11 protein-coding genes are annotated in these 12,641 nt (G+C 41.9%); 7 read left to right on the forward strand and 4 right to left on the reverse strand.

Annotated elements, in window-relative coordinates:
* Positions 1–491: 491 nt before the first annotated feature.
* On the forward strand, positions 492–782 hold the full coding sequence (locus AACU25_RS28560) for a type II toxin-antitoxin system Phd/YefM family antitoxin (protein ID WP_096581464.1): 291 nt from the start codon (positions 492–494) through the stop codon (positions 780–782).
* Positions 766–1,098, forward strand: a complete 333-nt coding sequence (locus tag AACU25_RS28565) for a type II toxin-antitoxin system RelE/ParE family toxin (protein ID WP_096581466.1) — start codon at positions 766–768, stop codon at positions 1,096–1,098. The genes AACU25_RS28560 and AACU25_RS28565 overlap by 17 nt, the downstream gene beginning before the upstream one ends.
* A gap of 103 nt (positions 1,099–1,201) precedes the next feature.
* Here AACU25_RS28565 and hetL read toward each other — a convergent pair whose 3' ends face one another.
* Together hetL and AACU25_RS28575 are read right to left on the reverse strand one after the other, a co-directional pair.
* Entirely contained in the window at positions 1,202–1,915 is a 714-nt protein-coding gene (hetL, locus tag AACU25_RS28570; protein WP_096581468.1) for a heterocyst differentiation pentapeptide repeat protein HetL, read from the reverse strand.
* Positions 1,916–1,938: 23 nt separating this feature from the next.
* A complete protein-coding gene (locus tag AACU25_RS28575) occupies positions 1,939–3,036 on the reverse strand; it encodes an NAD(P)H-dependent flavin oxidoreductase (protein WP_190445751.1) in 1,098 nt (365 codons plus the stop codon).
* Positions 3,037–3,351: 315 nt separating this feature from the next.
* Here AACU25_RS28575 and psbA point away from each other — a divergent pair, with 315 nt between their 5' ends.
* Positions 3,352–4,434: a photosystem II q(b) protein gene (psbA, locus tag AACU25_RS28580; protein WP_096581472.1), complete on the forward strand. Its 1,083-nt coding sequence runs from the start codon at positions 3,352–3,354 to the stop codon at positions 4,432–4,434.
* Positions 4,435–4,683: 249 nt separating this feature from the next.
* On the opposite strand, the gene AACU25_RS28585 is transcribed toward psbA, so the two are convergent.
* Together AACU25_RS28585 and AACU25_RS28590 are read right to left on the reverse strand one after the other, a co-directional pair.
* Entirely contained in the window at positions 4,684–5,046 is a 363-nt protein-coding gene (locus tag AACU25_RS28585; RefSeq protein ID WP_096581474.1) for an ArsR/SmtB family transcription factor, read from the reverse strand.
* 340 nt (positions 5,047–5,386) lie between these two features.
* A complete protein-coding gene (locus AACU25_RS28590; RefSeq protein WP_096581476.1) occupies positions 5,387–6,310 on the reverse strand; it encodes a WGxxGxxG-CTERM domain-containing protein in 924 nt (307 codons plus the stop codon).
* Between the two features lie 701 nt (positions 6,311–7,011).
* On the opposite strand from AACU25_RS28590, the gene AACU25_RS28595 reads away from it, so the two are divergent.
* The 4 genes from AACU25_RS28595 to AACU25_RS28610 all read left to right on the forward strand — a co-directional run bounded on the left by AACU25_RS28595 (position 7,012) and on the right by AACU25_RS28610 (position 12,638).
* Positions 7,012–7,593: a hypothetical protein gene (locus AACU25_RS28595; RefSeq protein ID WP_096581478.1), complete on the forward strand. Its 582-nt coding sequence runs from the start codon at positions 7,012–7,014 to the stop codon at positions 7,591–7,593.
* A 45-nt stretch (positions 7,594–7,638) separates the two neighbouring features.
* Positions 7,639–8,646, forward strand: coding sequence for a zinc-dependent alcohol dehydrogenase family protein (locus AACU25_RS28600; RefSeq protein ID WP_096581480.1), 1,008 nt, complete (start codon positions 7,639–7,641; stop codon positions 8,644–8,646).
* 263 nt (positions 8,647–8,909) lie between these two features.
* Complete coding sequence (locus AACU25_RS28605; protein WP_422641121.1) at positions 8,910–10,907, forward strand: pentapeptide repeat-containing protein; 1,998 nt, start codon at positions 8,910–8,912, stop codon at positions 10,905–10,907.
* Between the two features lie 876 nt (positions 10,908–11,783).
* On the forward strand, positions 11,784–12,638 hold the full coding sequence (locus tag AACU25_RS28610; RefSeq protein WP_096581484.1) for an SDR family oxidoreductase: 855 nt from the start codon (positions 11,784–11,786) through the stop codon (positions 12,636–12,638).
* Positions 12,639–12,641 lie beyond the last annotated feature (3 nt).

Genomic DNA, 12,641 nt, shown 5'->3' on the forward strand with positions numbered 1-12,641 from the left:
AGGAGTTTCACTCTTAAATTTGCTGCATGGAAGTGCTTGCTACAAACTCATCAAAACTAATGCGATAGATAACTAAAAAATGACATAATTATTGTTAATTAACCAATTTATTCCTACCATAATGTGACATAATAAAAATTAGACACTTTATGGTCGGTTAAATAGGTAATTGAAGCTGACACGTAAATAATTAATGCCAAAGCTAACGGGTTGTTGTGGTATTTGAAGGGACTGACATCACGAACAGCAGATGAGTACCACTACTGATGCACCGCCAATTTGGTAGATTGCTTTTCAACTATATAACTGGAAGCGAATTATAGAAGATGCTATTAATCATTCTTAATATAATGTGGTGCGTCTGTGTGCATAGCACTTGCTGAGGAATGGGCGATCGCTCATTCCTTCACCAAAATCATGATTATTTGGACAGATAGCTGTTAAACTTGATAGCATCAAATCTGCACTAAATTTGATGCATCATCAATTCTATGCTGAACATTATTCGAGACATTCATTCACTCTCAAGCTTTAAGCGCAATACTCTGGAATTTATTCAACAGATGAAGCAGACAGGAAAACCTGTAGTGTTGACAGTGAATGGCAAAGCTGAAGTTGTGGTACAAGATGCAGATTCTTACCAAAAATTGTTGGATACATTAGAAAGGTTGGAAACTATCGCCGGAATTAAACAGGGACTAGATGATGTAGAGGCTGGTAGAACCAAGAGCCTGAGCGAATTTGAGCAAGAAATGCGTCAAAAGTATGGCATTTCAAGTTAGCCTGACTCAGACAGCAAACTCTGAAATTGAGATTGCTTATTCATGGTTGAGAGAACGTAACCCTGATTATGCCGATCGGTGGTTTCGCGGCTTAATGGATGCGATCGCCACTTTACAAGAAAAACCTCGCCGTTGCATCCTGGCTCCAGAAAACGATGCGTTTGCAGAGGAAATTCGTCAACTTATTTATGGTAAATCCAGAAATAAATACCGTATTTTGTTCACTATTCGCGAAAACACTGTTTTTGTGCTTCACGTGCGTCATAGTTCTCAGGCTCGCTTAGGAGAGGAAATTGACGAGGAAGAGAATTTTTGATTTTGATGAGTCAATAGCAACCTAATACTTGTGTCAGCTTGTGTTTTGCTGAGGGAATGGGCGATCGCATCTTTGTTGAATATTGGAGAGCGATCGCACATTTTTAATCATGGACTTTGCCATCAGGCATAATTGCGCCTTGAAAGTCTACATCTGTGAGAATCGCTCCGGTTAAGTCTGCGCCTTTTAGATTGGCGTTGCGGAGGATGGCGTTACTGAGATTGACATAGCTTAAGTCTGCATTTTGTAAACTAGCTTCAGTCAAATCTGCTGGCATATCTCCCCACTGCACTCTCCGGCTGAGGTTTGCTCGACACAATTTTGCGCCATCTAAGTTTGCATGATGCAATGAAGCGGCTCTCAAGTCGGCGTAGCTTAAGTCTGCTCCCGTTAAAATCGCATATCCTAAATCTGTACGCTGATCGGAACTGGGACGTAAATCGGCTTGAAATAACAGAGAACGAGAAAGTTGGACACCAGTTAAATTAGCGCCACATAAACTAGCTTTGATTAAATTCGCTGCTTCTAAATTAGTTTTAAGTAAGTTTGCACCAGTTAAATCTGCTTCTCTAAGGATTGCACCAGTTAAATCTGCTTCACTTAAGTTTGTTCCCCAGAGGATAGATTCACTTAAATCTGCTTCACGCAGACAACCTTGACTGAAGTTAGTTTTACCGAGCCTAGTCTGACGTAAATCAGCATAGCTAAAATCTGCACCACTGAGGTTGACGTTTGTTAGCTCTGCTTCTTGTAAATTGACTCGCTGAAAATTTCTTTCTCCAGTACCGTAACGCTTAAGAATTTCATCCAAATTCATATCACTCAACTTTTGATTAATAACTAAAGCGCGATCGCCGTTTGAGGCTGGGTTAACTCTGCCATCAGTTCGGCAATAGACATGATTCGCTCAGTGTACCTAACATTCGCGCCAGAAAAAATTAAACCATTCTCTACATCGCCTTGTCCTGCTCTAGCAAGGGCTTGTAGCAAACAATAGGTTTTACCACTATCACGGCACAGACATGATTCTAAACAATTGGCAATACATCGCCGTTCTATTGATGATGCACCAGCGATCGCATTTTCCGCAAATGCATTACGTAAAGCCCGGCTAGGTTTGCCCACGGGACTGGGTACAGTTACAATATCTGCCGCACAAGCCTGGAGATGAAATTCTTTATAACGGCGATCGGCATCACATTCTTCTGTAGTAATAAAGCGCGTACCAATTTGTACACCATCTGCTGCGATCGCTAACATTGCCTCAATATCGCCTCGATCCCAAATTCCCCCTGTGACAATCAACGGTATACTCACACCTAACTGATTTGCAAAATACTCTCGTAATTGTGCAATCACCGACGCAATTGAAAAACCTGGCGGATTAATCTGTTCGCACTGGCTAAAATGTCCGCCTACCTTCTGGCAATTTTCCACAATAAAAGCATCAGGTAAGCGATTGTAACGTTTTTGCCAAACTTGGCAGATGAACTGCGCTGCTTCCACATTAGAAACACTTGGCACCAGCGCTACATCAGGATAATCTGCGGTATACTCTGGTAAATTCAGAGGTAGTCCGGCTCCAGTAATAATTAAATCTGCTCCTTCAGCCGCAGCAGTCTGAGCCAATACTGGAAAATCTTTAGTCGCAACTAAAATATTTACGCCAATTACACCATCTGGACTGATACTGCGTGCCTTAGCTAGTTCATCAATCAAAGCGAGTTTATTCGCTGTAAAAAAGCTACCGCGTTTGCGTTGGTCAAAATCAGGAGAATACAACCCCAGTCCCAGAGAAGCAATTACACCTACTCCGCCTGCATTAGCAACAGCACCAGCCAACTTCGCACCCGCAACACGCACAGCCATTGCACCTTGAACAATAGGATAGCGGGCAATATGTTTACCAATCCGTAGCGGAGGAAGGACATGGGTCATAACAGACTTGTTCATTTATTAACTAAATAGCTGATAAGTAATTTTATCAGTGAGGTGGTCTGTTTGACAGGTTTTAATTGGGCATGGGGCATTGGGTAATTGGATTTGTCGTTGATTCTTTCTCCTCTTCCCCCTGCTCCCTGCCCCCTTGCCTCTTCCCCCTCATCCGCTGCTCCTCCTCCCAGTCTCTAGCCCCTTGAAACCAGGGTTAAATATATACTTGACAACAATATAACTCTATAGTTATATAATATGAATGTTGCAAGTGAACCTTGCACAGAGATATTTAACTAATTCATTCGCACTTATTGAACAATGACTACAACTATACAAAAGCGTACAAGCGCTAATTTGTGGGAGCGATTTTGTAACTGGGTAACCAGTACGGAAAATAGGCTGTATGTGGGTTGGTTTGGAGTAATCTTGATTCCTACAGCTTTGACTGCGGCGATTGTGTTTGTATTGGCGTTTGTAGCAGCACCTCCTGTAGATGTTGATGGGATTCGGGAACCTGTAACGGGTTCGCTGCTTTATGGCAATAACATCATCTCTGCTACTGTAGTTCCCACCTCGGCTGCTATTGGCTTGCACTTCTACCCCATCTGGGAAGCTGCTTCTTTAGATGAATGGCTTTACAATGGCGGCCCTTACGAAATGATTGTGTTCCACTTTTTACTTGCCGTTTATGCCTATATGGGTCGGCAATGGGAACTCAGCTATCGTTTAGGGATGCGTCCTTGGATTCCTGTAGCTTTTTCTGCACCTGCGGCAGCAGCAACAGCTGTATTGTTGATTTATCCCATTGGGCAGGGTAGTTTCTCTGATGGCATGATGCTGGGTATTTCTGGTACCTTCAACTTCATGATTGTGTTCTCACCAGAACATAACATCCTTATGCATCCGTTCCATATGTTAGGGGTTGCAGGTGTTTTTGGAGGCGCTTTATTTTCCGCAATGCATGGTTCTCTAGTGACTTCTAGCATCATTCGAGAAACAACAGAAGTTGAATCTGCAAATACCGGATACAAGTTTGGTCAAGAAGAAGAAACCTACAATATCGTAGCGGCACATGGTTACTTTGGACGGTTAATTTTCCAATATGCCAGCTTTAACAACTCTCGTGCGTTGCATTTCTTCCTCGCTGCTTGGCCTGTAGTCGGTATCTGGTTTGCAGCTTTAGGTGTTAGCACCATGTCATTTAACTTAAATGGTTTCAATTTCAACAGCTCTGTTTTAGATAGCGAAGGAAGAACAATTCCTACCTGGGCTGATCTTCTTAATAGAGCCAATCTAGGGATTGAGGTTATGCATGAACGCAACGCTCACAACTTCCCCTTAGATTTAGCCGCTGGTGAAGCTCAACCAATCGCTCTAGCCGCACCAAGCATCGCCAGCTAGCTTACTTGTAATTGATAGTATCTCCTCTTTTCTCTACTTATCAGCACCCTTGCGCTAAGGGTGCTTTTATTTTTGCTGTAGAAAATATGGGTAAAGGTAAAAAGTAAAAGGAGAATTACCGATATTTCTGGCATTTGTAGAGGGTTGTGTATCATCCGTGCGGTTGTTTTGAAGCAACCAGAGAATAGGGAACAAAGAATAGAAAATAGGGAACAAAAAAGCTAATCCTGTGCTGCTAGTCCGAGGCTGTCAAAAACCAGCTGTATTGCCCCTTATACCTTTGAGGCTTTCCACCTGTTGTAGAATGCGTTCACTAATACGATCGCACGCTAAATCACAGAGTTCAAAAATCATCAGATCTGCAATCTCGTAATAAGCACTGGTACCTTTAGGCTGACGAGATAAAATCCCTGCCTGAGTTAACACTTTGAGATGCTTAGACAAATTTGCCTGTCCCAAGCCAGTTGCTTCTGCAATTTCCATCACATTCATCGGCCCTGACTTTAAACAAGTTAAAATGTGTAACCGACTCACCTCTGATAGCACCTTGAAATAATCAGCAACCGCTGCAATCACAGCTGGTTCAGCCTCGGATGGCTTTGTTTCTAACATATGGAGATTTAATGTTTAGCATAAGAAGGGTGTCTTACTTAATAAGTATATTGACATTATTATGCGTTTAGCTTCATCGTCTCTCTATAGGTAGAGGAAAAGGCTATTCCTCTGGCAGAAGTCTTGCAGCAAATCACTAATTAGGTTAAAGGGCATGGGGCATAGGGCATAGGAAATTAGACAACCCTGCCCCTTTGCCTTGTCACGCAGTGCAACGCACCCTACGTTGATAAAAAAGCCTTCACTGATTAGTGAAGGCTGTGTTTTTGGCAGTAAGAAAACTATTTCACTCAAAAGGCGATCGCCTGATGCTCAGTGGCTAACCAAAACATTTCAGCGATTAATATCTTGTTGAGGAACCAGAACCTGTGACTTGATTAGGATCTGCATAAGCTTTGGGTCTTTCGCGCTTACGAGCTAAACCAGCTAAACCAGCTAACCCTAGTAAACCTAACCAACCCCAATCCGAACCGCCGCGATCGCCTCTGACATCGCTAGTTCCTTGGAATGAAGGGTTGGTTGTGGTGCCTGTGCCTGTTCCTGTAGTTCCTGTACCTGTTGTACCTGTACCATCAGTACCTGTGGTGCCAGTGCCATCAGTGCCAAGACCTGTTGAGCCAGTACCATCAGTAGCCGTGCCTGTACCTGTAGTTCCAGCACCTGTACTACCAGTACCCGTAGAACCTGTACCTGTAGTTCCTGTACCAGTTCCTGTGCTATTAATGCCGCTACCTGTGGAACCTGTGCCTGTACTATCAGTGCCAGTACCGGAAGTACCTAAACCAGTGCCGTTACCTGTAGTGCCTGTGCCTGTACCAGTACCTAAACCAGAACCGCTGCCTGTAGTGCCTGTGCCTGTACCTGTACCTAAACCAGTGCCGTTACCTGTAGTGCCAGTGCCTGTGCCAGAAGTACCCAAGCCAGAACCGCTACCTGTAGTGCCTGTACCTGTACCGGAAGTACCCAAGCCAGAACCGCTACCTGTAGTGCCTGTACCGGAAGTACCTAAACCAGAACCACTACCTGTGGTACCTGTGCCTGTACCGGAAGTACCTAAACCAGAACCGCTACCTGTGGTGCCTGTGCCACTTCCAGTGCCTGTACCACTTCCAGTGCCTGTACCTGTACCTGCACTACCACCTGAAGAACTGCCACCACCAGAAGAGCCACTTTGGGCTGAGGCAGACATACTTAAGGGTACAGCAGTAAAACTGAGAGCAAACACACCAGCCAAAACAACTTTAGATAAATTCCAACGCCTCATGATTATGGTTCCTTAATTTAATTGAGATTTTTGTGCTTGATAGATTGTCAAAATGCTGTTGCCAATGAATGTGTTACTCAATTCAGTCTTTTGAAACACGACAGATTGAGGAACCCATCAACTAATGGTGAAAGGTTTCAAAACATCCGGTAGATAAGATTGAAAGAAAGCCTGGGCAGTTTTCAGCGATAGTTAAAGAACAAGAAAGTTCTCATTATTTTCATAAGGATTTTTATCTTCTGAAAAAAGTTCTGCTTTTAGTATGATCCTGGGACTTGACTTAAGGCTGCAACATTAAAAGAACAATATTTTGTACCCTCGTAAAAACCCCCACGACGGTTTGCTATCCGTCAAGGTAACTTTGATTAAGAATAACTGCTGTCGTTTGCCTAAACGTCTATCAGAAGATTAAAATCACTTCTATCAAAAGTATTAGCCTATCCTTGCTCATAAAAGGTTTTTGTTTAAAATCAATGGTTTATGATTCTTCGAGTATTTATGATAGTTTCCATAGCCAAAAGATTGATTTTCTTAAAAAGACAATATCTATAAAATTTGACAGTTTAATATTTTTTAAATTACATCTTTAGAAATATTGTCAAAATAGCAAAGATACTATTAATTTAAGCTCTTTGTTAATGACTAATATTTCTAACTAAAGATACTCATATTTTTAGCGATCGTGATTTTAATATACAAATATGACAATAGTTACCAGGAATCGTCTGCACCAATCGGTAATAGCGCCTGAGAGTTTAGCTCAAAAACGTCTTGCAGATGAGCGAATGCAAGATGTGAAGCTATTACTACAAAATTTAGCTCATAGTGAAGAAGCGACTATTAAGCTAATTATTGATTGTCTTTATGATATTGGCTCAGTTAACTTAATTAATCAAAAGCTGCGATCGCGTATTTTAAACCGCACAGTGAAATCAATTGCCAGAATGTCTAAACCAGTGTTTAGAATTTTTGCATGGCATTGGTTTCAAAAGAACTGTCCGCAATTAATTGCTGATTGGCTAAAAATCAAGGTTGCTTTTGAAGATCCCACAGAATTACCTCAAGAAATCGCTGTAGCAGCTTCAGAAGTTAAACCTTACTCTCAGTTAGAAGTAGACAAGATGAGCCGAGAGATTAAAACTTTGCGTCAGCAAGTCCGATGGCTAGCTGGGGTTTCTGTGGCTGCGCTTTCGGCTTTGGGAGTAACAGTGACTATATTAAACCGCACTCCAGAAGCACCATTACAAAGTACACAGCAAATACAATCGATACTGCATCACTAGTTGCAAATGTGCGTGCATCTAGCTGGAGTTAGGAGGAAAAAACTTATGAAAGCAGTCTTAATGACAGCCGCAGGTAGTCCTGACGTATTAAAAGTGCAGGAAATTACAAATCCTGGTGTTCCTGTAGGAGATACGGAACTTTTAGTACGCTTGGTAGCGGCTGGTATAAATCCCATCGATACAAAACTTCGTCAACGAGGTACTTTCTACCCCGAACAAATGCCTGCTGTTTTAGGATGTGATGGTGCAGGTGTAGTGGAAGCAGTAGGTGCTGGAGTGCAGCGCTTTCGCCCAGGTGATGCGGTGTATTTTTGCTATGGCGGCTTAGGCGCACACCAAGGCAATTATGCTGAATTTACTGTTGTCGATGAGCGCTTTGTCGCCCATAAACCAAATTCTATATCTTTTGCTGAAGCAGCCGCCGCACCTTTAGTATTGATTACCGCTTGGGAAGCTTTATATGAACGGGGACGGCTAGAACCCAAGGATAATGTTTTAATTCATGCTGGTGCTGGTGGAGTTGGTCATGTGGCAATTCAACTAGCTAAACTCAAAGGTGCGAATGTCGCTACTACAGTTAGTTCTCAAGATAAGGCGAACTTTGTCAAAGAACTGGGTGCTGATGAAGTCATTTTTTACAAGCAAACTGACTTTGTGCAAGCCGCTTTAGATTGGACGAATGGCGAAGGGGTAGACTTGGCTTTTGATACTGTCGGTGGTGAAACATTTGGTAAAACTTTCCCCGCCGTGCGGATTTATGGCGATATTGTGTCAATTTTGGAACCCGATCCCAAAACTGTTTGGAAAGTAGCCAGAAACCGCAACCTCCGTATTGGTTTGGAATTGATGTTAACACCGATGGTACAAGGCTTAGTAGAAAGTCTTCAGCACCATGCAGAAATTCTCGAACAATGTGCCACTTGGATCGATCAAGGGAAGTTAAAAATCCATGTTAGTCACAAATTTCCTTTAGAAGAAGCAGCAAAAGCTCACCAATTACTTGAAAGTGGTTCTATCACAGGTAAAATTGTTCTGCTGATTAGCGATGAATAGTAAACAACAGTTTGAGTAAATTCTTTTGGAAACGCAAAGGTTCGCAAAGGAAAGCGCAAAGGCTTGCAGAGAAGCTACTCTGTGTAACTTTGCGTTTTACCTCTGCGTTTCTCTGCGTTTTATTAATTATCTTCTGCTTTTCTCTCCCAGCTTCCGCAGTTCAAACCTCTCTACAACGTACACCCTTAACTCTGGAACTTTTACAAGAAAGGGTACGTACACCCATACTGCGGGAAGGTAATTTAACAATAGATTTGCGGCAGATGGTGATTGATTTACGCCCAGAAAATGCCAACTTCCGCGATACTTTTTATCAATTGCTGCGGAAAGAATTACAAAAAACTGGCGCGAAACCTTTGGGTTTAGATCTGAGCTATTCTCTCATTCAAGGGGATTTTATGGGTAGCGAGTTGGGTTTAAGAACTCCCCTTTACGCCCAAGAAATCGCCCCAATTTTTACCCGAACTGAACAAGAACAATTAGAAAATTTGCGCCTTGTTTGCTTACAATCATTAGCAGTTTCCTTACCCAACGCTAAAGACTGTCGATCGCTATTAGGAACGCAGCCAGATACATCTAGTGAAATTACTGTATTTCGTGGCTCTTTGACACTAGTAAATACTCGCTTTAATGGCGAAGTATGGTTTCCTAATATTTTCTTTCTACAGTCTGTAGATGCCCAAGGCGCAACATTTATCCAGCCTACCAATTGGACAGAAACCAGATTCAGCCGTGCTGTCAGCTTTACTAGTGCTACCTTTCGGCAATTCAGTAACTTTCAAGAAAGTATTTTTTTTAACAAAGCTAATTTTAAACAAACTCAATTTCAGGAACCTGTTGACTTTCAAAACAGTATCTTTGAAGATATCGCCAACTTTACTCAAGCTAATTTTAAGCAGTTAGCTAAATTTAGTAATGTGCAATGGTTAGGAAATGCTGATTTTTCCGATGTGCATTTTTTCAATCAAGCACAATTTACTAAAGCTAATTTCGATCAGTTTTTGTTGTTGACAGCAGCAACTTTTGATCAAGCAGTGATTTTTCGCGAAGCACAGTTCGATCAACCTGTGAGTCTTCAAGGCGCTAGCATTCTTAATCTGGCAGATTTTAGCGATGCGAACTTTGCCAAAGCAGCTTTTTTAGGCGTATCTGGTCTGACTTTTAATTCTAATCAAGCGAAAATATTAGGTAATTCTGGCGAAATTGGTAAGAGATTTTGCGTCACTACCTTACAAGGAAATCAAAATGTCTTGCGGAATTTGGGGCAAAATTTTCGTCAGCAACAGCAAATAGCCGATGCAAATCAGCTGGAGTTTACAAAACAGCGATTGCGGCTAATGGAGTTAACTCGGCGTTTGGTAGGGACAAATATTAATAGTGCTACCGTCACCAGGTTGAATAAATTAGGTTTTTCAGCAACTCAAGCAGAAGCGATCGCACAACGTCGTCAAGTAAAACCATTCCGCAATAGTAGCGAATTACTAACTTTAGCAGATATTGATTTAGAAACCTACAGCCAATTGCGCGATCGCCTAATTGTCAGCGAACCTTTATCAATAGGTGTGTGGTTACTCCAAGCTTGGAGTTGGCTAGCTTTGAGTGTACTGCTGTTATTAAGTGGTTATGGTACAAATATTTGGCTAGTTTTTGGCGTTGGTGGTGTGGCGATCGCTTTTTTCGGCTTACTATTTTGGCTAGTGGATCGCTATCGGCGTTTGCGTCCCGTACCGATTATTCCCACTTATTATGAAACCATATCTATATTAATTAGTTTTAGCTGCTTAGAATTTTTAAGTTTATTAGCCATTTTCCGGAGTGCAGAACAACCTTGGCTAACCCTGGGGTGTCTGTTGATTATTATTGTCCCAGTACCGACAATTTTATTAACTAGACTTTACCAGCAAGGTCGTTATCACGATTTATTAGAGGTTTCCTACTTCACAGAAGACGGTACCTTTCGCCAGCTACGATTACTCATTGGACGCTTACCTGTAATTCCCCGAAATCCTACCTTTCGCGAACGCTATATGCATTTATTGTGGGATCGGCGTTGGAACTGGCTTAATTATTATGACTTTAGCCTGAATAACTTAGTCAGGTTAGGATTTAACGATATTCGGATGCGAGATGAACATCTACCCAGCATTATCGCCACATTAGGCTGGTATGAGTGGAGTCTGGGTTTACTATATATCACCTTAGTTTTGTGGACACTCTCCCGCACCATCCCCGGATTGAATTTGTTGATCTATCTCAAGTAAACTATCTATCACAAGCTTGATGAAATTAACCGCAGATAAACGCCGATACACGCGGATAAAAGAGATTTTTATTAATGCACCAAATTAGCTGTGTTAAGTAAGTCGGTGAGAATCAACTTAACTATGTAACAGAATATAAAATCGGCATAACCCTTGCGATTGCTACCCTTTGCTACGCAACGCTAACGCGAACGGGAACGCTTCTCCTGCAAAGACGCTACGCGAACGCGAACATTCCACTTCGTTTCATTCGCAATGGCATAGCGTGAATTATTTAAACCGTTCTACTCATACCACATTTACCACATTGAAAAAGGAATCCGACAGATGGATTGACAGAACTATTGTATAAAGAAATACAGTTCAGTTAAGAAAATTAATTGATAACAAAACCAAAAAACTAGTTACTCAACAAAAAAACAGAACAATAATTTTGGAGGGGGTTTGGGGGACGCAACCGTCACCCAATCGGGGGTTTGGGGGAGAATCCCCCAATTCTTCTGGCTTCTTTAATAAGTGACAAATCATCGCTAATGAGCTTAACCCAAGCGTATTGTTATATAAAGACTAATTCTCAATCTAAAATCCAAAATCGTATTAGTCCACTACTCTTGCTTACCCAATTACGAATTACAAATTATTCATCCTGTGTCTATACTGTGACAAAAAAATTGCTCATAAAAAAATCAGTTAAAGGTAGAAACCCTACCTCTAACCGAGTTGAAAGCATTTTGTAACCAAATACCATGTCCAATATCACACAGGGTTTTGACGTGAGTATTACAAAAGCGTGACAAAGATGCGTCCGTCACAAAGCTATCATTTGTCGCTAGTTAGTGACTCTATATTTGAGAGGTTGTAGCCCAGAGAAGAAAAATGCTGGCAGAAACTCCAGGTACAGTAGTAATTACAGGCGCATCCACAGGAATTGGCGAAGCGTCTGCTTTACTCTTAGATAAATTAGGCTTTTGTGTGTTTGCTGGTGTACGTCAAGAAGTTGATGCTGAAAAACTTAGGCGCAAAGCCTCACCCAGACTCACCCCAATTTTTTTGGATGTTACAGATAATGATGCGATCGCATTAGCAGTTGAAACCGTCACCAAAGCCAGCAATGGAAAGCTAGCAGGTTTAGTCAATAATGCGGGAATTGCAATTCCTGGCCCTTTAGAACTGCTACCAATTAGCGAATTTGAACATCAAATGCGAGTTAATGTCACCGGACAACTTGCAGTTACCCAAGCATTTCTGGGTTTACTCCGCCAAGGTCAAGGGCGAATTGTCAATATGGGTTCGATTTGTGGCAAAAGTGCTGCTCCCTTTCTCGGTGCTTATAATGCTTCTAAATTCGCCCTAGAAGCAATTACTGAAGTAATGCGGCTGGAATTACGACCTTGGGGAATCTCCGTCTCAATTATTCGACCAGGTACAATTGCTACACCAATTTGGGATAAATCTTTAACACAAGCTGACATCGATAGAGATAATCTTCCTGAATTCGCGCAAAATCTCTACGGACAAGCAATGAATACAGTCCGCAAACAAGTCGGGATTATGGCTAGCAAGGGAATTGCAGCGGATCTTGTCGCTCAGGCTGTTGTCCATGCATTAACTGCAAAACAGCCCAAAACGAGCTATCTCGTAGGACAAGACGCAAAAATTGCTTCATTGCTTAAGTATCTTTTACCCGGTCAAGTCTATGACCGTTTGGTTTTAGCTTCTATGGGTTTGTAAGTC

Source organism: Tolypothrix tenuis PCC 7101 (assembly GCF_963874875.1).
In the GTDB taxonomy this organism is placed as follows: domain Bacteria; phylum Cyanobacteriota; class Cyanobacteriia; order Cyanobacteriales; family Nostocaceae; genus Aulosira; species Aulosira tenue.